26 protein-coding genes, 1 tRNA gene, 1 other RNA gene and 1 riboswitch are annotated in these 24664 nt (G+C 67.0%); of the genes, 15 read left to right on the top strand and 13 right to left on the bottom strand.

What is annotated here, in order from left to right; translation table 11 throughout:
• Positions 1-16 precede the first annotated feature (16 nt).
• The gene (locus ACUXVX_RS21010) at positions 17-334 is read left to right on the top strand and encodes a hypothetical protein (RefSeq protein ID WP_446309815.1); all 318 of its coding nucleotides are present in this window, start codon (positions 17-19) and stop codon (positions 332-334) included.
• A 23-nt stretch (positions 335-357) separates the two neighbouring features.
• Here the strand turns inward: ACUXVX_RS21010 and ACUXVX_RS21005 are convergent, their stop codons facing one another.
• From ACUXVX_RS21005 to ACUXVX_RS20995, 3 genes are read right to left on the bottom strand one after another with little or no spacing between them, the layout of a single operon-like run.
• Positions 358-819, bottom strand: a complete 462-nt coding sequence (locus ACUXVX_RS21005; protein WP_446309814.1) for a hypothetical protein — start codon at positions 817-819, stop codon at positions 358-360.
• Entirely contained in the window at positions 816-1808 is a 993-nt protein-coding gene (locus ACUXVX_RS21000; RefSeq protein WP_446309813.1) for an NAD(P)H-quinone oxidoreductase, read from the bottom strand. Before ACUXVX_RS21000 ends, ACUXVX_RS21005 begins: the two co-directional genes overlap by 4 nt.
• 46 nt (positions 1809-1854) lie before the next feature.
• Positions 1855-2553: a COQ9 family protein gene (locus ACUXVX_RS20995; RefSeq protein WP_446311577.1), complete on the bottom strand. Its 699-nt coding sequence runs from the start codon at positions 2551-2553 to the stop codon at positions 1855-1857.
• Between the two features lie 118 nt (positions 2554-2671).
• Here ACUXVX_RS20995 and rpsU point away from each other — a divergent pair, with 118 nt between their 5' ends.
• The 9 genes from rpsU to ACUXVX_RS20950 all read left to right on the top strand — a co-directional run bounded on the left by rpsU (position 2672) and on the right by ACUXVX_RS20950 (position 12474).
• A complete protein-coding gene (gene rpsU / locus ACUXVX_RS20990) occupies positions 2672-2878 on the top strand; it encodes a 30S ribosomal protein S21 (protein ID WP_008207378.1) in 207 nt (68 codons plus the stop codon).
• Positions 2879-3112: 234 nt separating this feature from the next.
• The gene (locus ACUXVX_RS20985; RefSeq protein WP_446309812.1) at positions 3113-3784 is read left to right on the top strand and encodes a GNAT family N-acetyltransferase; all 672 of its coding nucleotides are present in this window, start codon (positions 3113-3115) and stop codon (positions 3782-3784) included.
• A 97-nt stretch (positions 3785-3881) separates the two neighbouring features.
• Positions 3882-5108 (top strand): Na+/H+ antiporter NhaA, encoded by a 1227-nt coding sequence (gene nhaA, locus ACUXVX_RS20980; protein ID WP_222496764.1) that lies wholly within the window; start codon positions 3882-3884, stop codon positions 5106-5108.
• A gap of 102 nt (positions 5109-5210) precedes the next feature.
• A riboswitch (cobalamin riboswitch) is annotated at positions 5211-5414 on the top strand.
• Between the two features lie 128 nt (positions 5415-5542).
• Positions 5543-7369, top strand: coding sequence for a TonB-dependent receptor plug domain-containing protein (locus ACUXVX_RS20975; protein ID WP_446309811.1), 1827 nt, complete (start codon positions 5543-5545; stop codon positions 7367-7369).
• Positions 7370-7412: 43 nt separating this feature from the next.
• Positions 7413-8183, top strand: a complete 771-nt coding sequence (locus tag ACUXVX_RS20970) for an ABC transporter substrate-binding protein (protein WP_446309810.1) — start codon at positions 7413-7415, stop codon at positions 8181-8183.
• A gap of 112 nt (positions 8184-8295) precedes the next feature.
• The gene (locus ACUXVX_RS20965; protein WP_446309809.1) at positions 8296-9282 is read left to right on the top strand and encodes a FecCD family ABC transporter permease; all 987 of its coding nucleotides are present in this window, start codon (positions 8296-8298) and stop codon (positions 9280-9282) included.
• Positions 9279-10019 (top strand): ABC transporter ATP-binding protein, encoded by a 741-nt coding sequence (locus ACUXVX_RS20960; protein ID WP_446309808.1) that lies wholly within the window; start codon positions 9279-9281, stop codon positions 10017-10019. The genes ACUXVX_RS20965 and ACUXVX_RS20960 overlap by 4 nt, the downstream gene beginning before the upstream one ends.
• The gene (locus tag ACUXVX_RS20955; RefSeq protein ID WP_446309807.1) at positions 10019-10813 is read left to right on the top strand and encodes a cobalamin-binding protein; all 795 of its coding nucleotides are present in this window, start codon (positions 10019-10021) and stop codon (positions 10811-10813) included. The genes ACUXVX_RS20960 and ACUXVX_RS20955 overlap by 1 nt, the downstream gene beginning before the upstream one ends.
• A 50-nt stretch (positions 10814-10863) precedes the next feature.
• Positions 10864-12474, top strand: a complete 1611-nt coding sequence (locus tag ACUXVX_RS20950) for a GMC family oxidoreductase (RefSeq protein WP_446309806.1) — start codon at positions 10864-10866, stop codon at positions 12472-12474.
• 89 nt (positions 12475-12563) lie between these two features.
• On the opposite strand, the gene ACUXVX_RS20945 is transcribed toward ACUXVX_RS20950, so the two are convergent.
• Positions 12564-12640: transfer RNA gene (locus ACUXVX_RS20945), tRNA-Arg, on the bottom strand.
• 115 nt (positions 12641-12755) lie between these two features.
• Here ACUXVX_RS20945 and ACUXVX_RS20940 point away from each other — a divergent pair.
• Positions 12756-13184 carry an STAS/SEC14 domain-containing protein gene (locus ACUXVX_RS20940; RefSeq protein ID WP_446309805.1) on the top strand — a complete coding sequence of 143 codons (429 nt, stop codon included), beginning with the start codon at positions 12756-12758 and terminating at the stop codon, positions 13182-13184.
• A 174-nt stretch (positions 13185-13358) separates the two neighbouring features.
• On the opposite strand, the gene ACUXVX_RS20935 is transcribed toward ACUXVX_RS20940, so the two are convergent.
• Positions 13359-13994: a ribonuclease T2 family protein gene (locus tag ACUXVX_RS20935; RefSeq protein WP_446309804.1), complete on the bottom strand. Its 636-nt coding sequence runs from the start codon at positions 13992-13994 to the stop codon at positions 13359-13361.
• 130 nt (positions 13995-14124) lie between these two features.
• On the opposite strand from ACUXVX_RS20935, the gene ACUXVX_RS20930 reads away from it, so the two are divergent.
• Both ACUXVX_RS20930 and ACUXVX_RS20925 read left to right on the top strand, forming a co-directional pair.
• Entirely contained in the window at positions 14125-14880 is a 756-nt protein-coding gene (locus ACUXVX_RS20930) for a DUF1013 domain-containing protein (RefSeq protein ID WP_222496755.1), read from the top strand.
• Between the two features lie 77 nt (positions 14881-14957).
• Entirely contained in the window at positions 14958-15518 is a 561-nt protein-coding gene (locus ACUXVX_RS20925; RefSeq protein WP_446309803.1) for a DUF4453 domain-containing protein, read from the top strand.
• On the opposite strand, the gene ACUXVX_RS20920 is transcribed toward ACUXVX_RS20925, so the two are convergent.
• From ACUXVX_RS20920 to ACUXVX_RS20900, 5 genes are all read right to left on the bottom strand, one after another.
• Positions 15515-15802, bottom strand: a complete 288-nt coding sequence (locus tag ACUXVX_RS20920) for a hypothetical protein (RefSeq protein ID WP_446309802.1) — start codon at positions 15800-15802, stop codon at positions 15515-15517. The genes ACUXVX_RS20925 and ACUXVX_RS20920 overlap by 4 nt on opposite strands.
• A 205-nt stretch (positions 15803-16007) precedes the next feature.
• The gene (gene recR, locus ACUXVX_RS20915; protein WP_222471763.1) at positions 16008-16607 is read right to left on the bottom strand and encodes a recombination mediator RecR; all 600 of its coding nucleotides are present in this window, start codon (positions 16605-16607) and stop codon (positions 16008-16010) included.
• Positions 16608-16643: 36 nt separating this feature from the next.
• Entirely contained in the window at positions 16644-16988 is a 345-nt protein-coding gene (locus tag ACUXVX_RS20910; RefSeq protein WP_222471764.1) for a YbaB/EbfC family nucleoid-associated protein, read from the bottom strand.
• A 27-nt stretch (positions 16989-17015) separates the two neighbouring features.
• Positions 17016-18770, bottom strand: coding sequence for a DNA polymerase III subunit gamma/tau (locus tag ACUXVX_RS20905; protein WP_446309801.1), 1755 nt, complete (start codon positions 18768-18770; stop codon positions 17016-17018).
• 60 nt (positions 18771-18830) lie between these two features.
• Positions 18831-19217, bottom strand: a complete 387-nt coding sequence (locus ACUXVX_RS20900; protein ID WP_222496750.1) for a YidH family protein — start codon at positions 19215-19217, stop codon at positions 18831-18833.
• A 193-nt stretch (positions 19218-19410) separates the two neighbouring features.
• On the opposite strand from ACUXVX_RS20900, the gene ACUXVX_RS20895 reads away from it, so the two are divergent.
• Positions 19411-20940: an ankyrin repeat domain-containing protein gene (locus ACUXVX_RS20895; RefSeq protein WP_446309800.1), complete on the top strand. Its 1530-nt coding sequence runs from the start codon at positions 19411-19413 to the stop codon at positions 20938-20940.
• Positions 20941-21031: 91 nt separating this feature from the next.
• On the opposite strand, the gene ffs is transcribed toward ACUXVX_RS20895, so the two are convergent.
• The 3 genes from ffs to ACUXVX_RS20880 all read right to left on the bottom strand — a co-directional run bounded on the left by ffs (position 21032) and on the right by ACUXVX_RS20880 (position 23392).
• Positions 21032-21130: signal recognition particle sRNA small type (gene ffs, locus ACUXVX_RS20890), an RNA gene on the bottom strand.
• 37 nt (positions 21131-21167) lie between these two features.
• Positions 21168-21521 (bottom strand): hypothetical protein, encoded by a 354-nt coding sequence (locus ACUXVX_RS20885; protein ID WP_446309799.1) that lies wholly within the window; start codon positions 21519-21521, stop codon positions 21168-21170.
• Between the two features lie 74 nt (positions 21522-21595).
• Positions 21596-23392: a bifunctional 2',3'-cyclic-nucleotide 2'-phosphodiesterase/3'-nucleotidase gene (locus ACUXVX_RS20880; RefSeq protein WP_446309798.1), complete on the bottom strand. Its 1797-nt coding sequence runs from the start codon at positions 23390-23392 to the stop codon at positions 21596-21598.
• Between the two features lie 276 nt (positions 23393-23668).
• Between ACUXVX_RS20880 and nudC the strand changes: the two genes are divergently transcribed.
• A complete protein-coding gene (nudC, locus tag ACUXVX_RS20875) occupies positions 23669-24634 on the top strand; it encodes an NAD(+) diphosphatase (RefSeq protein ID WP_446309797.1) in 966 nt (321 codons plus the stop codon).
• The last annotated feature ends 30 nt before the right edge of the window (positions 24635-24664 follow it).

The raw sequence follows: 24664 nt of genomic DNA, 5'->3' as shown, positions 1-24664 counted from the left end.
AGGGAGGGAAGCCGCGATGAGAGCCACAGCCCGCATCACCGCAATCGCCCTTCTCGCCGCATCGCCCCTTTCCGCCGCCGAGGACTTTCCGCAGATCGACGTGGCCCCACAGTGCCAGCGCAGCGCCGAGGGGCTGGAAGATGCCGACGTGGCTTTCGAGATGTGCATGCAGGGTCAGGCGCTCTCCTTCGGCGTCTTGCGCAGCCTGTGGCCGACCCTGCCACCCGACCTGCGCCGCGAGTGCACCGCCTATGGCATCGCTGAAGGCTCTTATGCTGCCCTGCGCGTCTGCATCGAACAGGCGATCGGCCCGTTGAAGGCACCGACCCTCTAGGCAAGCCCGGCCCGCGCCCCGCGCTAGAACCAAACCTTCGGCTTCAAATCCTGCACCCGCTCGATCGCGCGGCCGAACACGAACACCCGATGCCGCAAGTCTTGCGGCCCGCCGTAGGGAACACTGTCGCGAAACACCGGCTCGCCCCGCTCCCGGCAGGCCAGTTCCACCCGCCGCGCCTCGTCCCGATCCGGCGTCATGATCAGCGGGTGCGTCCAGGCCCAGGCATCACCCGCAATCTGGGCATAGGCATGGGCAGCCAGCTCCGCCTCAGAGCCAAACCGCGCCAGTTCCCGCCACGCACCGCGCTCCTCGTAGCCCCAAAGCCACTCCGTCCCGTCATGGCGCACCGCATGGCCTTCGCCAATCGCCCGCCCGTCCAGCGCATAGCTGCCAAAGTTCGCCCCCTCCGCCACCATCCAGTCCCGCAGCGCGGCCAGCGTCTGCGGTGGCCTGTCAGGCGGGGCAGGGCGGTATGGGCTCACCCGCCAGCGACCTCCAGAACGATCTTCCCGATATGCTCCGAGCTTTCCATCCGCGCGTGGGCCTTGGCCGCATCGGCCAACGGAAAGGTCGAATCCATCACCGGCGCGACCCGGCCCGAGGCCAGCAACGGCCATACCTTCGCTTCCAGCTCCGCCGCGATCTCCGCTTTCGCCGCTACCGACTGTGGCCGCAGCGTGCTGCCGGTGATCGTCAGCCGCCGCGCCATCACCTGCGCAAAGTTCAGCTCCGCCTTCGGGCCGGAAAGGAAGGCGATATGCACCATCCGCCCGTCCATCGCCAAGGCCTGCACGTTGCGCGGAATGTAGCTGCCGCCCACCATGTCGAGCACGAGGTTCGCCCCGCCCTCGGCCTTCAGCACCTCCACGAAGTCCTCTTCGCGGTAATTGATTGCCCGCTCCGCGCCGAGCTCAAGACAGGCGTCGCACTTTTCCTTCGAGCCCGCCGTGGCAAAGACCCGCGCGCCAAAGGCCGTGGCCAGCTGAATCGCCGTGGTGCCGATCCCCGACGAGCCGCCGTGGATCAAAAACACCTCCCCCGCCTTCAGCCCGCCTCGCATGAAGACGTTGGAGTAAACCGTATAGAACGTCTCCGGCAGGCAGGCCGCCTCCTTCATCCCCATGCCCTCGGGCACCGGCAGCGCATGGGCGGCGGGGCATTTCACGTATTCCGCGTAGCCCCCGCCCGGCAGCAGGGCACACACCTTGTCGCCCACCGCCCAGCGCGCGCCCGCGCCTGCGGCCACCACCTCGCCCGAGCACTCGAGGCCGGGCAGGGGGGAGGCATCGGACGGCGGGTCATAAGCCCCGGCGCGTTGCAGCGCGTCGGGCCGGTTCACCCCGGCCCAAGCCACCTTGATCACGATCTCCCCCGCGCCGGGTGCAGGCACCGGCACCTGCGCCAGTTGCAGCACCTCCGGCGCGCCGGGCTTGGTGATCTCCACGGCGTTCATCGTCTCTGGAAGGGTCATGAAGTGTCCTCTGGTGGTCTGTCAGATTGGCAGGGCAAGCCCCGCCCTAGGGTTTGCTCACATGGCCGGGCATGTCGGCGGGCGGGGTGCTGCGCGGGGCGCGCACCCGGCTGGCCAGCCACTCCGGCCCGGCCATCAGCCCCTTGGTCAGCGGGTTCTTCCGCAGGCCTGCCTTCAGCTTCTCCACCCGCATCACATCGGCGATCCGCCGGTCCAGAAAGGCCCATGTCGCCTCATGGCCTGCGCTCTCGTCGCCCAGCCAGTAGAGCAGGGTGGCGGAGTATACGGCCGAGAGCGTCGCCCGCTTGGAATACCAGTTGAGGTCTTCGCTGGTGTCTCCCATCGCCCGCCAGATCGCATCCGCCGTGCCCCAGACCGCGCCTGCGCCCGCGGCGGCATTCTGCGGCAGGGCAAAGAGCGAGGCCGCGCGGCGCACAGCCTCCCGGTCGCCCTCGATGGCTTCCAGCCGCAGCCGCACCGCATGGGCGATCCGGTCCGAATAGCGCATCTCCTCAAGCTCGGCCTCCGCCAGCGCAGCCTGCATCTTCGCATCGCCCCGCGCATGAAACGCCAGCGCCAGGTCGACCGCCCCTTTCGGAAACAGCGCCCGCGCCTCCGCCAGACTCACCCCGGCCTCCTCGGCCGCGCGGGTCAGCGCCTCGTCGGACCATCCGTCAAAGGCCACATGGGGCAGGGCGGCATCGAGAATGGCTGCTTTTGCGGGGTTTTCTTGCGTGTGATCCATCATGTCACGGCTACTTAGGGCGATTTCTCAAGGAGTGTAGACAGATGCCCGGCCCTTTGCTATACGGCGCCCTCCTGCAAATTCTTGCAACTCTAATCAGAAAGGTGGTGACAACCACATGCAGGTAAGCGTTCGTGACAACAACGTCGATCAGGCGCTTCGTGCTCTGAAGAAGAAACTTCAGCGCGAGGGTGTGTTTCGTGAGATGAAACTCAAGCAACACTTCGAGAAGCCGTCCGAGAAGAAAGCCCGTGAAAAGGCCGAGGCGATCCGCCGTGCGCGGAAGCTGGCTCGGAAGAAGGCCCAGCGCGAGGGGATGCTCTAAGCACCCATCGGCACACGAACGGCGAGGGCTCCGGCCCCCGCCTACGACGACCCCCGCGGCTCCGCCCGGGGGTTTGTTGTTTTTGGGGGGCAGGATACGACCGCACCCCCCGACGCACCACAAGCCGTGCAGCGCCGCACCGGGGGGCGGGTCGGCGCTGCACGGCGCCTTCGGCTTGATTCCGTCCGGGTGCTCCGCTCAAACGGTCTCCACAATCCCGCAGGAAGCTCCCGAATGACCACTCACCCGCTCGACACCCCCGCCCGCGCCGCGCTCACCGGCCCCCACGCCCACCTCGCGCAGAGCCACGGCACCGCCCTTCGCTACGATCCCGGCCTCATCCCCTTCGCTGCCATCGACCCCGCGCACCCCGAAGACCTCACGACGCTCGCCGCCCCTGGCGAGCTGGCCGTCTTCCTGCAAACCGCCCCGGTCGCCGCCCTCCCCGGTTTCACCGAAACCCTGCGCGCCGATGCCGTCCAGCTCACCAGCCAAACCCTGCCGCCCGCGCCGGACGACCCGCGCATCACCCCGCTCGGCCCGCCCGATGCCGCCGATATGCTCGCCCTCGCAGAGGCCACCAAGCCCGGCCCCTTCACCCTGCGCGCGCTGGAGCTCGGGCCGTTCTGGGGCATCCGCCAAGAGGGCCGCCTCATTGCCATGGCCGGCACCCGCATGGCCGCGCCCGGCTTCACCGAAATCTCCGGCGTCTGCACCGACCCCGCGGCGCGGGGGCAGGGCCTTGCCCGCCTGCTCTCGGCCCACGTCGCCCATGCCATCGCGGCCACCGGCAACACGCCCTTCCTCCACGCCTTCGCGGCCAATCCGGCGGCGATCAAACTCTACGAAAGCCTCGGTTTCGCCATCCGTTCCGATCTGGCCTGCGCGATCTTTCAGAAAACATGAGAAAAACCTGCGACACCGCGCCTCACACGGTTGATCTGATCCGGCAGGGTTGCCATCTCGTTACGTAGGGAAGCTAAACGCGCAACAGGGACAGGGAATGCTCCGCAGAACACTCGATGAATTTTTCAGCTCCGATGCCGCCGGCGGTGTGGTGCTGATGCTCTCCGCCGTGGCCGCCCTCATGGTGGCCAACTCCTCGCTCAACCCTGAATACCAGGAATTTCTGGGCGCCTATATCGGCGTCACGGTGAACGGCGAGGGCATCGAGAAACCGGCGCTCCTGTGGATCAACGATGGCCTCATGGCCATCTTCTTCTTCCTCATCGGCCTCGAGCTGAAGCGCGAGCTGATGGAGGGCAAGCTGAAGAACCCCGCCGACGTGGTGCTGCCCGGCATGGCAGCGGTCGGCGGCATGGTGGTGCCCGCGGCAGTCTACGTGTTCTTCAACTGGGGCAACCCGGCCACCATCGGCGGCTGGGCGATTCCGGCGGCGACCGACATTGCCTTTGCCCTCGGCGTTCTGGCGCTGCTCGGCTCCCGCGTGCCCTCCTCGCTCAAGATCTTCCTGCTGACGCTGGCGATCCTCGATGACATGGGCGCCATCCTCATCATCGCGCTGTTCTACACCGCCAACCTTCAGGTCGATTACCTTTTCCTCGCCTGCATCCCGCTGGCGCTGATGATCTGGCGCAACCTGCGCGGGGCGCACCGCGTGGCCCCGATCCTTCTGCTCGGCGTGGTGATGTGGGTCTTCGTGCTCAAGTCCGGCGTGCACGCCACCCTCGCCGGGGTGATCACCGCCTTCTGCATCCCGCTGAAGGACAAGTGGAACAAGTCGCCCCTGCACTCCATCGAGCACGGCCTTGCGCCCTACGTCCTCTACGTCATCGTGCCGCTCTTCGCCTTCGCCAACGCCGGCGTGGTGCTGCAGGGCATGTCGCTCTCGTCGCTGCTCGATCCGGTGCCGCTGGGCGTTGCGCTCGGCCTGATCGTCGGCAAGCAGGTCGGCGTCTTCGGCACTACATGGCTGATGGTCAAGACCGGGCTCGCCAAGCTGCCCTACGGGGTCAACTGGATGCACATCTACGGCCTCGCCTGCCTCGCCGGGATCGGCTTCACCATGTCGCTCTTCATCGGCTCGCTGTCCTTCTCGGATGCCGCCCTGATGAACGAGGTGCGCCTCGGCGTGCTGCTGGGCTCCGCCGTCTCGGCGGTGGTGGGCTTCCTCGTGCTGCGCGCGGCGACCAATGCCGGCAGCGGCGAAAAGGTCGAAGCGCTGAACCAGCCGGGCGCGGCAGAGCGGGCCGAGGCCGCGGCGGAGTAACCCTCCCCCAAGCCGTGCCGCGCCGCCCGGCAAGGTGGCGCAGCACGGCTCCAGCCGCCCAAAACCGTTAACAAATCCCTTGCGCGACTCCCCCGAGCCGCGCTAACCCGCCTCTGCTTCGGTTCGGGCGCAAGCCCGGAGCAAAAGGGAACGTGGTGCGGGGCAGAAGCCCCAAGGCCGCGACTGCCCCCGCAACTGTAAGCGGAGAGCGAGGCCTGTGCGCCACTGGGGGAGCATCCCCCGGGAAGGCCGGCCAACTCGCGATGACCCGCAAGTCAGGAGACCTGCCGAGGCGATCACCCTGAACCCGTGCGGGGCGCACGGCGTGAGCGGTCAGTCCGTAGCGGTGACGAAAGCACCGTCCGCGGAACGCCTCGCATTCCAAAGACACCACGCCACAGCGGGCTCCGGCCCGACGCAGAAGGACTTTGGAGATGAACCGCCTCCTCGCCACCACCGCAGCCCTCGCGCTCTCCACCTCTGCGCTCACCGCGCAGGAAAGCTACGACCTCGAAGCCATCACCGTCACCGCCGACCTCTCCGACGGCACCGAAACCGACCGCACCGGCGCCACCGTCGAGGTGAGCACTCGTGAGGAGCTGGAGAACGCGGGCGACAGCTCCGTCGCCACCTACCTCTCCCGCCAGCCGGGCCTTTCGCTGGCCGCCTCGGGCGGGCCGGGCAGCCTCGCCGACATCCGGATGCGCGGCCTGCACCAGAAATACGTGAAGGTGCAGATCGACGGCATCGATGTGCTCGATCCGTCCTCTCCCTCCCCCTCCTACGACTTCGGCCTTATGGGCGTCTCCGGCCTTGGCCGCATCGAGGTGCTGAAGGGCTCGCAATCGGCCCAATACGGCTCCTCCGCCGTGGCCGGGGTGATCTCGCTCCAAAGCCGCCGTGCCACCGAAGAGGGCACCCACGTCTATCTGTCCGGTGAAATCGGCAGCTACGACAGCTTCGGCCTCGCCGCCACCGTCACCAACCTCGGCGAGCGGCACAACTTCGCCGTCACGCTTGAACGCCTCGAGTTCGGCGGGTTTTCGTCCGCCGATGAAGAGGACGGCAACACCGAAGCCGATGGCTTCTCGTCTGTCCGGCTCTCGTTCAACGGCGAATATGACCTGACCGATGCCCTCTCCATCGGGCTGTCCGGCTTTGCCGAAAAGAGCACCGTCGCCATCGACGGCGGCTTCCCCTTCGGTGACACCGCCGAAGAGACAGATGGCACCTCGAACGGCTTGCGCGCCTTCGCCCGCTACGACGCCGGGGCCATCACCCATCAGTTCGAGGCCACCTATTACGATATCGAGCGCGACTATGCCGTGTCGGGCAACCGCTACGAGGGCGAGCGCCACGGGCTGCGCTACCTCGGCCAAGCCACGCTGTCGCCCTCGGTTCAGCTGAACTTCGGTGCCGACTACACGGAAGAAGACTTCACCTCGTCCACCTTCATCACCGCCACCGGCAAGCAGAACACCACAGGCGTCTTCGCCGAGGTCAACTGGGCCGCTTCCAGCGAGCTCGACGTGTCCGCTGCCCTGCGCCACGATGCCCACAACCGCTTCGGCGGGCACACCACCGGTCGTCTGGCACTGGCTTGGCGCCCGCAGGAAGATATGATCGTGCGGGCCGCGCTGGCAACCGGCTTCCGCGCCCCCTCGCTCTACGAGCTCTACGCACCGATCTACGGCAACGACACCCTGACGCCCGAAACCTCGCGCAGCGCCGAGCTGGGCATCGAAAAGCGGCTGGGCGGCGACGATTTCGTCAAAGCCACGCTGTTCTACACAGAGGTCGATGACATGATCGGCTCCGATGCCTTCTTCGTCTACACGCAGGTGCCCGGCACCTCTGTGAGCAAGGGGATCGAGCTGTCGGGCCGCAAGGCCCTGTCCGACAAGGTGTCGCTCTTCGGAAACTACACCTACACCGAAAGCGTGGATGAGAACGACCTGCGCGAACTGCGCGTGCCGCGTCACAACCTCGTGCTCGGTCTCGAGGCCGAGATCGCACCGCGCTGGAACATCATCGGTGAACTCCAGCACGTTGCCGATACGCTCGACGTCGACGCACAGACCTTCGCCACCATCGAGGGCGATGACTACACGGTGGTAAACGCCATGGTCACCTACGATGTGAGCGACAGCGCCGAAGCCTACTTCCGGATCGAGAACATCGGCGATGTCGAGTACCAAACCGTCAACGGTTACGGCCAGTCCGACCGCGCCTTCTACCTCGGCCTCCGTGCCAAGTTCTAAGCACCTCGCCAGTGCGCTCGCGCTCTGGCTGGCGGGGGCCGTCATGGCCCTCGCCGCACCGCACGAGCGGGTGGTGTCGATCAACCTCTGCACCGACCAGCTGGCCCTCGCCCTCGCGGCACCGGGCCAGCTGGTGTCGGTCACCCGCATGCTGCAACGCGATGAGGGGGCGATGGCCGAGGCCGCCCGCGCCCTGCCGGGCAATTCCGCCCGCGCCGAAGAGGTCTACCTGCTCGCGCCCGATCTGGTGCTGGCAGGCAGCTTCACCGCGCCCGATACCCTTCGCATGCTCCAACGACTCGGCCTGACGGTCGAGGTCTTCACCCCCGCCGAAACCCTCTCCGACATCCGCGCCAACATCCTCCGCATGGGCACCCTGCTGGGCCGCGAGGCCGAGGCGCAGGCCGAGGTCGCCGCTTTCGACGCCCGCCTCGCCGCCATTCCCGCGCCAACCGGCCCCGCGCCCCTCGCCGCGCTCTATGCCGCCAACGGCTACTCCGCCGGAGATGCCACCTTGCCGGGCCAGATGGTCAAGGCGGCGGGCTTCGCGCTGCTGGCCGAAGAGATGGGCCTGCCCTACGGTGGCGTCGTGCCGCTCGAAACCCTCGCCACCGCCTCGCCCGACCTGCTCATCGCCGCCCGTCCCGGCGCACCCAAGAGCCGCGCCGAAGAGATCCTCGCCCACCCGGTCGTCGCGGCCCTGCGCGATCAGGTCGCCACCGACACCCTCCACGACAGCGACTGGACCTGCGGTACCCCCGCCGTGCTCGATACCGTCGAGCGGCTGGCCGCGATCCGGGAGACGATGAAATGACTATAGGCTGGGATGTGTCCCGTCTCCCCCACGCCAGCCGCATCCTGTCTCAGCGCGGCTCCTGCAACCTGTGTCAGGCCGCCCCCCAATGCCTCCACCCCGAGGCCCACCCATGACACCCGCGCGCCTCTACACCGCCCTCGGTGCCCTCACCGTCGTCCTCTTCCTCGCCTCCCTCACCACCGGCCCGGCCTCGCTCCCCATCCCCGAGGCGCTCTCCGCCCTCGTCACCCAATCCGACGGCCCGGCCACCATGGTCATGCGCGAAATCCGCCTGCCCCGTGCCCTGCTCGCCGCCCTCATCGGCGCCTCCCTGGGCCTCTCCGGTGCCGCGATGCAGGGTTACCTGCGCAACCCGCTCGCCGAGCCCGGCCTCATCGGCGTCTCCGCCACCGCGGCCCTCGGCGCCGTCATCTCCATCCAGACCGGCCTCGCCGCCGCCTACGCCTTCGCGCTCCCCGCCGCCGCCCTCTCCGGCGCGGCTATCGCCACCCTCGCGCTCCTCGCCCTCGCAGGCCCGCGTGGCACCGCGCTCACGCTGATCCTCGCCGGCGTCGCCCTCTCGGCCCTCGCCGCCGCCCTTACCAGCCTCGTGCTCAACCTCTCCCCTTCGCCCTACGCGGCGGCAGAGATCGTCTTCTGGATGATGGGCTCCGTCGCCGACCGCTCGATGACCCACGTCGCCCTCGCCGCCCCCTTCATCATCGCAGGCATGGCCCTGATCCTCCCGCTCGGGCGCGGCCTCGACGCGCTGACGCTGGGCGAAGACGCCGCCGCCTCCATGGGCACCCGCCTGCACCGCCTGCGCCGGGCCCTTGTCCTCGGCGTTGCGGCCTCCGTCGGCGCTGGCACCGCCGTCGCGGGCGCCATCGGCTTCGTCGGCCTCGTCGTGCCGCACCTGCTGCGCCCACTCACCGGCCACCGCCCCTCGACCCTCCTCATCGCCTCCGCCCTCGGCGGCGCGGCCCTCCTGCTGGCGGCAGACACCGCCACCCGCCTCGTCTTCCCCGAACGCGACCTCAAGCTCGGCGTGGTCACCGCCCTCATCGGCGCGCCCTTCTTCTTTCACCTCGTCTGGCGCCTGCGGGGCCGCCTATGACCCTGACCCTCCAGAGCCTCTCCGTCACCCGCCAGAACGGGCGTGAAACCCTGCGCGATGTGTCCCTCACCGTCGCCCCGGGCGAGTTCATCGGCCTCATCGGCCCCAACGGCGCGGGCAAGACCACGCTTTTGCGCGCCGCCCAGGGCCTGCTGCCCGCCACCGGCACCTCCTCCCTCGCGGCCCTCACGCCCACCCAGCGCGCCCGCGCGGCCGCCTTCCTCCCCCAGTCCCGCGAGATCGCCTGGGACCTGACGGTCGAAACCCTCGTTACCCTCGGCCGCACCCCCCACGCGCCTTCCGAGGCCGACGCCACAGCCGTCGCCAAGGCCATCGACCAGATGGCCCTCACGCCCCACGCCCACCGCCGCGCCACCCGCCTCTCCGGCGGTGAGCAGGCCCGGGCACTCATCGCCCGCGCGCTGGCGCAGGAGACCCCGCTGCTGCTGGCCGACGAGCCCATCGCCGGCCTCGACCCGGCCGCCCAGATCGCCACCATGCAGCTCTTCGCCCAGCTTACCACCGAGGGCCGCGCCGTGCTCGCCTCGCTGCACGATCTCTCCCTCGCCGCCCGCCACTGCACCCGCCTCGTGGTGCTGCACGAGGGCCGCATCGCCGCCGATGGCCCGCCCGAGCAGGTGCTCACGCCGCAGCTGCTGGCAGAGGTCTTCCACATCACCGGCAGCTTCGTCTTCACCGATCACGGCGCGCTCTTCACCCCCACGGGCCTCACCTGATGCCCTTCCCGCCCGAGCGCATCGTCTGCCTGACCGAGGAAACGGTCGAAACCCTCTACCTCCTCGGCCAGCAGGATCGCATCGTCGGCGTCTCCGGCTACGCCGTCCGCCCGCCCGGCGTGCGCCAGCAAAAGCCCCGCGTCTCCGCCTTCACCTCCGCCGACATCCCCAAGGTCACGGCTTTGCGCCCCGACCTCGTGCTCACCTTCTCGGATCTTCAGGCCGATATCGCCGCCGCCCTCCTGCGCGAAGGCGTCGCCGTCTACGGCTTCAACCAGCGCGGCCTCGCGGGCATCTTCGACATGATCGAAACCCTCGGCGCCCTCACCCTATGCGAGGAAAAGGCGCAGGCCTTGACGCGCAGCTACCGCGCCCGGCTCGATACCCTGCGCGCCGAGGCCCCCGCCCGTGGCCTCAAGGTTTATTTCGAAGAATGGGACGAGCCGATGATCTCCGGCATCGGCTGGGTCTCCGAGCTGATCGAGGCCACCGGCGCGACCGACTGCTTCGCCCATCTCGCCCGCGAGCAGGCCGCCAAGAACCGCATCATCACGCCTCAGCAGGTCATCGACGCCGCCCCCGATGTGATCCTCGCCTCATGGTGCGGCAAGAAGGTCCGCCCCGAGCGCATCATCTCCCGTCCCGGCTGGCACACCATCCCCGCCGTCGACAACGGCCGCATCCACGAGATCAAATCGCCCATCATCCTCCAGCCCGGCCCCGCCGCGCTGACCGATGGGCTCGATGCCATCCTCGCCGCCCTTGGCCGGGACTCGACCCACCACCCCGACTAGCCAAACGCCCCCGGTTCTGCCGTAATGCCCGTGAATACAGGGGAGGCCAGATGACCGAGACAACCGACGCAGGCGAATACGACTACATCGTCGTGGGCGCGGGCTCTGCAGGCTGCGTGCTGGCCAACCGCCTCTCCGCCAACCCGGCCCACCGCGTGTTGCTGCTGGAGGCCGGTGGCTCCGACCATCACCACTGGGTCCACATCCCGGTCGGCTACCTCTACGCCATGGGCAACCCGCGGCTCGACTGGTGCTATCGCACCGCAGAAGAGCCGGGGCTGAATGGCCGGAGCCTCGCCTATCCGCGCGGCAAGGTGCTGGGCGGCTGTTCCTCGATCAACGGCATGATCTACATGCGCGGGCAGGCCGCCGATTATGACCAGTGGCGGCAGGCGGGCTGCACCGGCTGGGGCTGGGACGACGTGCTGCCGCTCTTCCGCAAGTCCGAGAACCACCTCGCCGGCGCCAGCCCGGCCCACGGCACCGGCGGCGAGCTAGACGTGACCGAGCAGCGACTCCACTGGCCGGTGCTCGACGCGGTCGCCGAGGCGGCGCAGGAAATGGGCATCCCGGAGAGCCACGACTTCAACGATGGCGATAACGAGGGCGTCGGTTACTTTCCGGTCAACCAGCGCGGCGGCTGGCGGTGGAACGCCCGCAAGGCCTTCCTCAAGCCGGTCCGCACCCGCCCTAACCTGCGCATCGAGACCCACGCCCACGCCCAGCGCCTGACCCTCTCCGAGGGCCGGGCCGATGGCGTGATCTACCGCCAGAACGGGCGGCTGATGCACGCCCGCGCGAAGGGCGAGATCGTGCTGGCGGCAGGCGCGGTGAACACCCCCCAACTGCTGGAACTCTCGGGCATCGGCCAGCCTGAGCTGCTGCAATCGCTTGGCATCCCCGTGGCGCTGGAGGCCCCCGGCGTGGGCGAGAACCTGCAGGACCACCTGCAAATCCGCACCGTCTACCGCATCACCGGCGCGCTCACCCTGAACGACCGGATGCGCACGCTCTTCGGCAAGGCGCAGATCGCGCTGGAATATGCCCTGCGCCGCTCCGGCCCGATGTCGATGGCCCCCAGCCAGCTTGGCATCTTCACCCGCTCCGGGCCGGAGTTCGACCGGGCCAACATCGAGTATCACATCCAGCCGCTCACGCTGGAGGCCTTCGGCCAGCCGCTGGACCGTGACCCGGGCGTCACCATATCCGTCTGCAACCTGCGCCCCGAGAGCCGCGGCACCATTCACGCCACGGCGCCCACCGCCGATACGGCGCCCGAGATCCGCCCCAATTACCTCTCCGCCCGCGCCGACCAGATCGTCGCCGTTGACAGCCTGCGCCACGCCCGCCGCCTGATGGCCACCGCCGGGCTGCAAGGCCTTCAACCGCGCGAGATCAAACCCGGCCCGGAGGTGCAAAGCGAAGACGAGATGCTGAAAGCGGCAGGCGACCTTGGCACCACTATCTTCCACCCGGTCGGCACCGCCCGCATGGGCAGCGACCCGGGCGCCGTGGTGGACCCCGAGCTGCGCCTCAACGGCCTCACCGGCCTGCGCATCGCCGACGCCTCCATCATGCCCACCATCCCATCCGGCAACACACACGCGCCCGTGACGATGATCGCAGAGAAAGCGGCAGAGATGATGCTGAAGGCGGGGTAGGGCGCAAATAGCCGACCACCCCAAGCGCACGAAAGGCACACCGGCACACACGCCGGTCCGCAAACACTCAGTCGGATTTCAGGGGGAAGTGGCGCGCTGGGGAGGATTCGAACCCCCGACCCCTTGATTCGTAGTCAAGTACTCTATCCAACTGAGCTACCAGCGCGTGGAGCCGTCATCTAACCGCCCCGTCCGGCCATTGCAAGGGGGGTCGCGCCGGTTTTCGCATTGGGGCAAACTGATTGCGGGCAACGCGCGTTGACCCACCGAAAGGAGGCCCCATGCCCGACGGTTTCACCATACTGCCCGATACCCCGCCCGAGGTGCTCGCCGTATCCGGCCACGGCACGATTGACGCAGCCGCCTACGAGGAGGTTCTGCGCCCCGAACTCGAGGCTCGGCTTGCCCGCCACGCGCACATTCGTCTGCTCTACGTACTCGAGGACGACTTCGAAGGTTTCACCACCGGCGCCGCCATCAGCGATGCCCGGCTTGGCCTGAGCCACCTGCACGATTTCTCCCGCATCGCTCTGGTGACGGATGCCGACTGGGTCACACACGCCGTGCGCCTTTTCGCGCCACTCATCCCGGCGCCGGTCCGCTGCTTCCCGCTCTCTCGCCGTCGCGAGGCAGAGGCCTGGGTATCGGAGCCTGATCCCTCCGCCGAGGCCGAGGCTGACCCGCCGCTCGGTGAGTCGTTTCCGGTCTGAACAAGGCGCCTGCATGGCGCGGTTAGTATCGCGTTGTGCGGGCGTGCCTTGTTGTCACGGACCGCCCGTACACAAGGCAGGCGTTTTGCGTATGCATGGGATGTGCATCAGTTGTGCATCAAATGTGTATGGCCAAAAGCCGAATCGATGGGGCCCGTTAACCCTGCCGCCAAATCAACGGATCGGCTCGAACCCGGCATCCCGCATCGTACAGTCCCGCACCACGTCCCGCCCGCAATCGCGCGGCTCCAGATCCTTGGTGAGGCAGATCCGCACCTCCTGAATCCGCCCCGCCTTGCAAGTCACCGTCAGCATGTCGGCACCGAGGTCGGGGTTGTCCTTCAGCCACGCCTCTTCGACCACTGAGGCGGGCAGGGTGATCGGGTCTTTCAACTTCCGGAACACCTCTGGCCGGGTCACGCTCCCATAGGCCTCTCGGGCGGTGGCGAAATAGGCGGCGGAGGAGAGGCCAGCGCAGCGCCCGTGCTTCTTCCACTGATACCAAGCAAGGCCGGAAGTTCCCATGATATCAGCCATCTGCGCGGTATCGCTTCTGCTTGGGTCGCGCTCGACGGTGCGGCAAAAACTCGGCCAGCCCCGCTCGTATTGCGGCCAGAGCCCATGCAGCACCCAGCCATATCCACGGCCCCGGTCGCACTGCGGCGAGCCCTTGGCCCGGCCTTCCAGCGCACACCAGTTGGGCGACCATGAAAGGCTCATCACGTAGTAGTCAAAGTCACCGGCCCGCTCGCCCTCGGCCCATGCCGGCCCGGCCAGCCCAAGCAGTATCGCCGCGATCCAAGCCCGCATTCGCCCTTCCTTTCCTGATCGGTTTTCCCTATACAGCCCCCCAAGTTCCCCGACAACGTGAACTCACCCCGCCAAAACCCGGGGTCGCCTTTCCGGCGTCGGGAAAGTCGTGCTCAAGGAGTCCCTACCGATGAACAAACCCCTTATGGCAAAGGCCACCGCCGTCTGGCTGGTGGACAACACCACGCTCAGCTTCACCCAGATCGCCGAGTTCTGCGGGCTGCACGAGCTGGAAGTTCAGGGCATCGCCGATGGCGACGTGGCGCAGGGCGTGAAGGGCTTTGACCCGATCGCCAACAACCAGCTGACCCAAGACGAGATCGACGCTGGCGAAAAAGACCCGCGCCACAAGCTGAAGCTCAAGTTCAACCAGGCCGCCGTGGGCGAAGAAAAGCGCCGCGGCCCGCGCTACACCCCGCTTTCCAAGCGGCAGGACCGCCCGGCCTCGATCCTCTGGCTGGTCAAGTTCCACCCCGAACTGACCGACGGCCAGATCGGCAAACTGGTGGGCACCACCAAGCCGACCATTCAGGCGATCCGCGAGCGGACCCACTGGAATATCCAGAATATTCAACCGATTGACCCGGTCGCCCTCGGCCTCTGCAAGCAGACCGAGCTGGACGCCGCCGTGCAGAAGGCCGCCGCCAAGAAAGCCCGCGAAGGCGAGGCGATCTCGGACGACGAGCGCCGCAAGCTGCTCTCCACCGAGCAGAGCCTGACCGCCGAGCCGGAGCCCAAGATCCCCTCGGCGATCTCGGGCCTCGAGACCTTCACCCTCACCGGAAACGACGAGGAGGAAGAGAAGAAAGAAGAGAACGTGCTCGACGCCGACAGCTTCTTTAACCTCCCCGACGACGAGAGCGGCTCCGACGACGAGCAGCCCTGATCCGGGCAAACACTCTTGAATTGAAGGCCATACAGGCCGACCATCCCGGCAGTCATTCTGCCGGGATTTTCTTTGCCATGCGCCTCTATACCTTTGTTTTCCTTGCCGCATCCCCCGCCTTTGCCGGCGATGGCACCTGCGATGAACTCTGGTTCACTCGCAATGCGATCTTCCACGAGGCCGGCTACTGCTTCAGCTCATCGCTCGGGCAGGCCATCTTCGGCAACGAAGGCTGCACGACCAAGTCGCCCGATCTGACGGCCGCCCAAAGCGCCCGACTGGACCGTGTGAAAGCCGCCGAAGAGGGCTGCGTGATCGATCCCAACCGCACCTCGCTCGACATCCCCGACCTCGCGATCCGCCGCCGCCTCACCGTGCTGCCCATCCGCTCCGAGAGCGAGTCCGGGTGCATCGGTTGGAAGGGTGGGCCACTGAGCCTGCGCACCGGCACAAGCCATTCTGCAGAAACGCTTTTTACTTTGGAGCTGGGTGATGTGGTGCTGTTCTCGCACGAGAATGAGCAGGCAGGAGGCGAAGTCTGGGATTACGTTCAGGTCTACGATAACGGCGTCCTCCGCAAGGCGGGCTGGGCGGTTGTCGACTGGGGGCCTGAGGTGTGCGAGGGGCTTGCAGGCTAGGCCTTGCCGGAGCTGGCGATCTCCTTCGGCGAAGCAGCTTTATCGGCTGCCTGCCTGGGAAAACGAAGGAGATCGCCATCCTGTGCCAGCCGTGCCTCGCTCGCGGCAGGTTGTGACCCGGCGAATCGGGAGGGAAGGCCGAGGGAAACGATATTGGCCTCCGTCCCGGCGGGCCCTTCGCCCGCCGCCTGCTCGAGCGCGCGCCGCAGGGCGGGGTTCAGCCCCACTCCATGCGGTTTGGCAGCGTGGTCCATCGTCAAGAGTTCACGAAAAAACCTGTCCATCGCTTGCGCCCTCGTTTCCGAAGTGGCGGCGGGAGCGCGGCATCCTTGCCCGATCCTTCCCACAGGCCACTCCGGAACCCTTAGATTCCATTAGCGTCTTGCTGGAGTGGCCTCTGGCGCGCTGTTGGCGTGTATCTGACAAAAATACTCAGGTAAGTCAACGGCGCAAATTCGTACTCAATCAAAAATCCGGCAAGATTCAGATCTAAAGGCTTTTTCTCGCGCGAAGCGCCGCACCGATGGTGCCGTCGTCAAGGTAGTCCAGCTCGCCGCCCACCGGCACGCCTTGGGCGAGGGAGGTGATCGTCAGCCCCATGTCTTCCAGCTGGTCGGCGATGTAATGCGCCGTGGTCTGGCCATCGACCGTGGCGTTCAGCGCTAGGATTACCTCGCTGATGCCCTCCTCGCGTACCCGCTCCGCAAGCCGCGGAATGCGCAGCTCTTCCGGCCCCACGGCATCTAGCGCGCTCAGCACGCCGCCCAGCACGTGATAGCGCCCCTTGAACACGCCAGCCCGCTCCATCGCCCAGAGATCGGCCACGTCTTCGACCACGCAAAGCTCACCCGTGGCCCGCTTTTCGCTTAGGCAGATCGAGCACACATCAGCCGTGCCCACGTTGCCGCAGCGCAGGCATTCCCGCGCGGTTTCGGCAACCCGGCGCATGGAATCGGCCAGCGGCACCAGCAACTGGCCGCGCTTCTTGATGAGCTGGAGCACCGCCCGCCGGGCCGAGCGCGGGCCGAGCCCGGGCAGCCGGGCCATCAGGGCGATCAGCCCTTCGATCTCTTCTTGGTCGCCGGCCATGCCGTTACCCGCCTGTTAACTCTTTGCTGGCAGAGTTCAGAGCGGCAGGTCCATGCCCTCGGGCAGGCCCATCTCGCGGGTGATCTTCTCCATCTCCTGCCGCGCCTTCACCTGGGCCTTGGCCTGAGCGTCCTTGATCGCGGCGAGGATGAGGTCTTCGACCACTTCCTTTTCCTCGGGGTTGAAGATCGAGGGGTCGATATCCAGACCGTTGAGCACGCCCTTGGCGGTGCAGCGGGCCTTGACCAGTCCGGCACCGCTTTCGCCTTCCACGGTCATCTCGGCCAGCTCTTCCTGCAGCTTGGCCATCTTGCCCTGCATCTCCTGCGCGGCCTTCATCATCTTGGCCATATCGCCCAGCTGGCCCAGTCCTTTAAGCATCTCGTAACCTTTCGCGTATAGAAGGGATCAGTCCTCTTCGAAGGGGTCCCATTCGTCATCCACTTCCGGAAGCGCCTCTGCGGCGGCCTCCGCCTCGATCTCTTTCACAGTGCGGATCTCGCGGATCTTCGCACCCGGAAACTCCGCCAGAACCGATTGCACCAGCGGGTGCTCGCGCACCTCCGCCTCCAGCGCCATCCGCTCGGCATCACGAACCTCGGCAATGGTCTCACCACCGCCGGACCCCACAACCGAAACGCCCCAACGTACGCCCGTCCATGTCTGCAACCGCCCGCCGAGCCTTGCGGCAAGGTCAGGCGCGGCATCTTCAGTGGGCTCAAACTCGATCCGCCCGGGCTGGTAGCGGGCGAGCCGCAGGGTGGTTTCCACCTCCACCAGCAGCTTCACGTCACGGTGGTAGCGGATCAGCTCGACCACATCCTCGAACCGCCCGTAGCGTGCCAATGCCACCTCCGGCTCCACCGCCAGCGCGGTAGCAGTGCCATGAGGTGTTCCGGCGGGTGCGGAGATGGGCGGCGCAGCGGCATGGCTGACGGCAGGGGCCTGCGCCGAGGGCGCGGCCACACCATTGCCGCCACCGCCACCCGGGCCGGGCGGCGGGGGAGGGGGCATGTCCTTTAGCTTGCGAATGAGCTCGTCAGGCGTGGGCAGTTCCGACACATGTGTTAGTCGGATAATCGCCATTTCCGCCGCCATCATCGCATTCGGCGCCTGGCTCACTTCTTCCAGCGATTTCAGCAGCATCTGCCACATCCGCGACAGCACCCGCATCGAGATGCTCTCAGCCAGCGCCCGCCCGCGATCCCGCTCGTCGGGCGAGATCGTCGGATCGTCACCCGCATCTGGAGTGATCTGGGTGACAGAGACCCAATGGGTCACCTCCGCCAAGTCGCGCAGCACAGCCATCGGGTCAGCGCCCTCGGCATACTGCTGCGCCAGCTCGCCCAGCGCCCCGCTGGCATCGCCGCGCAGCACCATTTCGAAAAGGTCCAGCACCCGGCCCCGGTCGGCAAGGCCGAGCATGGCGCGAACGGTTTCGGCCGAAGCCTCCTCACCGCCTTGCCCAAGCGCTTGATCGAGCAGCGAGGTCGCATCCCGCGCCGAGCCCTCCGAGGCCCGTGCCAGCAGGGCCAGCGCGTCATCGGTGATCTTGCCGCCCTCGGCGTCGGAGATCCGGCGCATCAGGGCGATCATGTCTTCCGGCTCGATCCGGCGCAGATCGAACCGCTGGCAACGGCTCAGAACCGTCACCGGCACCTTGCGGATCTCGGTCGTCGCGAAGATGAACTTGGCGTGGGCGGGCGGCTCCTCCAACGTCTTCAGCAGCGCGTTGAACGCGCTCTTCGACAGCATGTGAACCTCGTCAATGATGTAGACTTTGTAGCGCGCATTGGCCGGCGCATAGTGAACAGTATCAAGCACTTCGGCGCGAATGTCGTCGATCCCGGTGTTCGAGGCCGCGTCCATCTCGATCACGTCCACGTGCCGCCCCTCGGCGATGGCCACGCAGGCATCACACGTCCCGCAGGGGTCGGTGGTTGGCCCCTGCTCGCAGTTCAGCCCCTTGGCGATGATCCGGGCGGTCGTCGTCTTACCCGTCCCACGGATGCCGGTCATGATGAAGGCCTGTGCGATCCGGTCGGCCTCGAAGGCGTTGCGCAGCGTACGCACCATCGCCTCCTGCCCGACAAGGTCGGCAAAGGTTTGCGGGCGGTACTTGCGCGCCAGAACCTGATAGCCGGATTTCGGAGTTTCGCTCATGTCGCCTCGTTGCGGTGGACCGGGCTCAATCTAGGGGCTGGCCCCGGCAAGGTCCATGCCTCAGAGCGACCAGAGCACGAAACCGACTGCGAGCGTCGCCACGGCAAAGATGGCGGCGATGGTGGCAAAATGTGTATGGGTCAGCGGCTCGGCGGCATGGTCCTCCAGCCGCGCGTGAGTGCGCCGTGCATTGCGCTGGGCAAAGAAAAAGATCACCAGCGCCGCGAGGATGAACAGGCTGGCCACCGCCTTGGCGGCCCAAGTCGGGTCAAAATCGCCGAAAACCGCCTTGAGCCCGATCGCCACCGCAACTGAGCCGAGGCCGGTCCGCATCCATCCGGCAAAGGTGCGTTCGTTGGCCTGCAGCGTGCGATCTTCCGCCCAGTCGGTGCGGTTCTCGGCCCATTCGGTCTTCGTATCGGGGTTTTCCGGGCATCCATCCTGCATGGAGGCAATCTAGCGCGGCACCCGGGTCTTGCCTATGTCCCGCGACACCCGCTAGCCTGACCGTGCCGCGCAGGGCGGCATCCCCGGTCCGCGGAAAGCTGGAAAGCCCCCTGAAGCGACAAGACCGATACCGGTTTTTCTTGTGGCCCAGCCCGTGCGGACCATCGGGCCCTGAACAAGGGAAACCTGAATCATGACCTCTGATATCGATCGCTATCGCCGTGCCGCCAAACGGCTGAAGAAGGCCCATGCCGCTGGCGAGGCCGAAGCGCTGGCCCGTGCCGCTGCGGTGCTTCCGCCCGACCGGTTGGCCACGCTACGCCACGTAGATGCGCTCCACGTCATCGCCCGCGAGGAGGGCGCCGAAAGCTGGCCGAGGCTGAAGCTGCGGATCGAGCTCCACGCGGCCACGCCCGAGCAGCGGTTGAGGCGGCTACGCGAGGCGCTGGAGAACGGCTTTCACTGGGCGGTGCGTGAGGTGCTTGTCGCTGCGCCGGATCTGGCGCGGGCCGATCCGGGCGTGGCCGCAGCGCTCTACGATCTGCCCTATTGGCAGGCGGCTTTGGCGGCAGACCCGGAGGCGGCCACCCGCGAGGTCGAAGGCGCGCCGCCGCTCTGCCACCTCGCGTTCTCGCGCTGGGTGCATGGCGACGGCACGGGGGAGAATATGCGCGCCCTCGCCGACCTGCTGTTGGCACATGGGGCCGATGTGAATGCCGGAAAGCCCGAGCCCGGTGGCTCCGGCCACATGCTGTCACCGCTCTACGGGGCTATCGGCCACGGCAACAACATGGCGCTGGGCCGCTGGCTTCTGGACCACGGGGCCGACCCGAATGACGGCGAGTCGCTCTATCACGCAACCGAGCTGGGCCACACCGAAGGCCTGGCGATGCTGCTGGAGGCCGGGGCGACGAACGAAGGCACCAACGCGCTGCTGCGGGCGCTGGATTTCGAGGATATCGAGCCGGTGCGGATGCTCCTCGACGCCGGGGCGGACCCTAACGAAGGTGTTGCCGCACACCCATCCGGCGAGCCGCCGATGAAGGCCTCTGCCTTGCATCAGGCGGCGCGGCGGATGCGCTCCGGCGCGGTGGCGCGGCTGCTGATAGAAGCCGGTGCATCGCTCACCGCACCGTGGGACGGGCGCAGCCCCTATGCGACGGCACGGGTTTTCGGCAATGCCGAGGTGGCGCAGGTCATCGCCGAGGCGGGCGGCGAGACGGCGCTGAGCGGGCCGGATGCGATCATCGCAGAAGCCGCCGAGGGCCGCGTGCCCACCGGGCGGCTGGTGCCCGAAGAGCTTTCACCCGAGACGCGTACCTTGCTGCGCGGCATCATCCACCTGCCCGGCGCCCTGCCACGGGTGAAGGCGCTCGTGGCCGCCGGGATGGAATGGGACCGCTCCGATGACATGGGCGTTCCGCCGGTGCAGATCGCAGGGTGGGAGGGGCTATCCGAGATCATGGCCTTCCTGCTCTCCCTCGGCCCGGACCTTGAGCACAAAAACCAATATGGCGGTGACCTGCTCGGCACCACGCTTCACGGTGCCGCCAATGCGCCCGACCGCGCCGTGCGCGACCATTTGGGCTGCGTTCGGCTGGCGCTGGAGGCGGGCCTGCCGCTTTATCGTGGGTATTTGCTTTTCACTGGCAGCGAGGAGATTGCGGGTATTCTGGCAGATTATGCCGAGGCGCACCCGGAGAGGGTGGTGGACAATCTTTAGATCGGGGCTGGCGGATGCGTTGCGGCACTCTCGGCATATCGCTGCGCGATACGCCTGCCGCGGTTCGCATATGCGTTTCTCGCATATACTCAGGTGAGAGGCTGGACAACGACCCAAGCGGGGCTCGTTACGGCTGCTTCCTTCCGGACCTGACCGGGTTGGCGAGGCGCTCGCCCGCGCCAACCTCTCAAGGCGCTATGTAGGGCGGCAAAGCGGGATTCGCAAGATCAGCCGTTTTGAACTGGGATCTCGCCGTTGCAGAAGAACCGGGTGAAGGCCCCGTAGCAGCGAATGCTCTCGCCAAAGCCCGAAACGTCGATCGCCGCATACAGCGTGCGGTCGTCGTAGCTCACATCCAATCCGGCGCGGACGATCTCGTAGCAGGCGTCGTGGTCGGCCTTGCACATCATCGTCAGGGCAAAGGCGCCGCCGTTCTCCTGGTCGCTCGGGTTTGTGCTGGCAAGCCGTTGCAGAAAAAGCGCCTTCAATTCGGCCTCAACGGCGGCCTGGCTCGGCTTTGTGAAGGCTGCGACAAGGGCCGCGATGGCCAGAAGAGCGATGAGCCAGACGATCTTGCGCATATGGGGTCTCCCGTTACCTGCGACCTCTCCCTAGCGCGTGTCGCGGGTGGGGGCCAGAGGATCGAAAGGTGCAGTCAAAAGCGCACGCGCAGTCTGGCGAACCCGTCCGACGATTGGCCCTCTGGAGATATCGTGAGAGCGCAGGTCTCACGAAGCGCCTCCAGATAGCTGGCGACGCCGGGGCCGGTCTCAAACAGGGCTTCGCAACTCTCAATCCCCTCGAAACGCCAGCCGCGCGGCACCGGTCCCTGCAGCCGGCCTTCGGACTCAAGAAACCGAACCAGCACTTCCCGGCTGCTGACCGGCTCCGAAAGCAACACCTCCGCCCCCGCGAGCGGAGCGTGCAATCCAGCGCCGCCCAGACGGTAGCTGTTCGTCGCGACAACGAACCGCTGGTCATCGGTCACTGGTTCTCCGTTGTGCGTGAGGTCTCTGACCCGGCCGCCGTGTTGCGCGAGAGCAGGGCGGGAGAGGTCGAGCGCCCACTCAAGGCCTGAGATCACATCGAAATCATAGGCGGGGAAGTCCGGGTCCAGCAGAGCCTGGTCTGGCGTGTCGCGCGTGAGCATATTGAACGCCGCCGCAGACCGCTCGAGCCAGCAACGCAGTTCAGCGCCGGTGATCCGGATGGCTCGGATGGCGTTTGGAAAAGGGTAGATCGCCGAGAGATCGCGATGGCTGAGCGGGCCGGGCGGGATGTCGATGTAGTTCTCGGCGCCCGATGGCCCGCCAGCCTTGAAAGGGGCCGCTGCCGAAAGCACCGGCTCGGACATATCGCCCAGCGCCTGCCTTACGTACCATGCCTGCGCGGAATTGATCGCATGAGTGACCGGGCAAAGTCCCAGAAAGCTGGTGTAGCTCTGTAACGCGATCGCGGTCTCGCCTACGGGAAGGCGGATGCTCTCCAGCGTCGCAGCGTGATCGGCGGCCACGGCAGAAACCAGAGGCGCGTGGTCTGCCACCAGAGCCTCAGGCCCCGATGCCCCGCGCCGTGCGATCGGGCGCAGCTCCGCCCGGCTTTCAGCTACTTTCCAACCCGCTGAGCCGCGCCTCAGCGTGAAGTCAATTACTCCGAGATGGCTGCCGCCGATGCCTGGCATCACAGCCGGCTTGCCGCAGACCCTCCCCGTTTCGGCCTCGACCCCCTCTAGCCCGGCATAATCCGGGCCGGGCAGAAGGCGGTGCATATGGCCCGCGATCAGTGCGTCAACGCCGTCAATCCGGGCGAGCGGTAGCAGGGCATCCTCCATGCCAGCCTCCTCTGGCTGCGAGCTTGGGCCGCAATGCGCGAGCATCACCACAACCTCCGCACCCGCCGCGCGCAGGGCAGGCACGTGGTGACTGGCGGTCTCGATCATGCAGCGTGTCTGTAGCCTGCCCTCGAGCTGCGCACCCGCCCAAAGCGTGGTTTGCGGGGGCAACACGCTCAAAACGCCGATGCGCAGGTCACGTGTCTTGCCAACGGCGTCAGTCAGCTTTCGCTCCAGCATGACCCAAGGGCGAACAAGCGGAATGTCCTGAGAAACCTGCGCCCCGCGCTGCCGCAGGGCGTTTGCCGAAATCACCGGAAACCTTGCATCCGCCAGCGCCTGTTCCAGCACCTCCAGCCCGTAGTCGAACTCGTGATTGCCCAGCCCTACAGCGTCGTACCCTAGCACGTTCATCGCCGTGATCATCGGGTGCGGCGCCCCTGTGGGCCGTTCGGTGGCCGCAAAGTCGCCCAGTGGTGTTCCTTGGAGAAAATCCCCATTGTCGAAGAGCACAGACCCCGGCACCTCAGTCCGCGCGGTCTCGATCAAGCTGGCAACCCGGGCCAGTCCGACACCGCTGTTCGGGGCATCTGCGTGGTAGTCGTAAGCCAGCAGATGCATGTGTAGATCGGATGTCGCCAGAAACCTCAGCTTCACTTCGTTGTGCTGCAGGGGTCGGTCATGGTGGGGTTCGGGCATAGACGGTCGGGCGGAAGCTGTGGCGCTCAGGTGTTTGGTTTTGGCCCGATGCAGGGCAGATACAACAATGCGCCACCTGCCGCACCTCCGGCGTGAATGTCAAACACATACGCAACCTCTCGTTGCGTGGGTTTGCGCCCCGGTGACGCGCATGCCAGAACATCGGTCAGTGAGAGGCAGGTTAGGGAGGGCGCGCTGATGCGCCACGCGGAACAGGTCACATTCGGTGGTGGCGGGCTCGACCGGCGCGCCGATCTGCGCAGCGATGCCGCCGCGCTCGATGCTCTGGCAGCAAGCGAAACCGCCCGGCACCTGCCGCTCTGGCGCGGCAAGCCGCTGATGCAGGGGGAGGAAGAGGCCCCTGTGCTGGCCCCGCAGCCTGCCGGGGCCGAAGTGTTGGCCCATTCCGCGCTCCGGGTCTTTCTGGGTGAGGCGCCCGACGGGACCGCATGGTTTGCCCGCGATATCTCCGGCTGGGAGCCAAACGAAATCCTCGAAGCGCCCGACAGTTTCCTCGACCGGTCCGAGCAGATCTACCCGGGGCTGGAGGGCGCGCGCTTTGTCGAGCTCCGCGCAACCATGGCCCGGATCACCCCGCTTGATGCCGAAATTGCAGCCACGGCACGGGCAATCACCGGTTGGCACGGCACGCACGGATTCTGCGCCAAATGCGGTGCCGCGAGCGAGGTTGCCTGTGGCGGGTGGGAGCGGCGCTGCCCATCCTGCGGGGCGCATCACTTTCCGCGCACCGACCCGGTGGTGATCATGCTCATCACCCACGGCAACTCCGTCCTGATGGGCCGCTCGCCGGGCTGGCCAGAGGGCATGTATTCGCTGCTCGCCGGGTTTATGGAGCCGGGCGAAACCATCGAGGCCGCCGTGCGCCGCGAAGTGGCCGAGGAGGCGGGCGTGCGCGTTGGCCCCGTGCATTATCTGTCGTCTCAGCCCTGGCCCTTTCCGGCTTCACTGATGATCGGCTGCCACGGCGAGGCGCTGGGCACCGAGATCACGCTGGACCGCAACGAGCTGGAAGATGCCTGCTGGGTCAGCCGCGAGGATATGCTCGAAACCTTCGCAGGCCGGAACCCGGCTATGAAACCCGCCCGACGCGGCGCAATCGCGCAGTTCCTGCTCGCCAACTGGCTTGCGGATACGCTGGATTGACGCGTAAAACCGAAGGCGGGGTGAGGATAG

This window comes from Vannielia sp. SX4 (genome assembly GCF_052828525.1).
The sequence above is the reverse complement of the archived record's forward strand: the minus strand, read 5'-3'. Positions and strand labels throughout refer to the sequence as shown.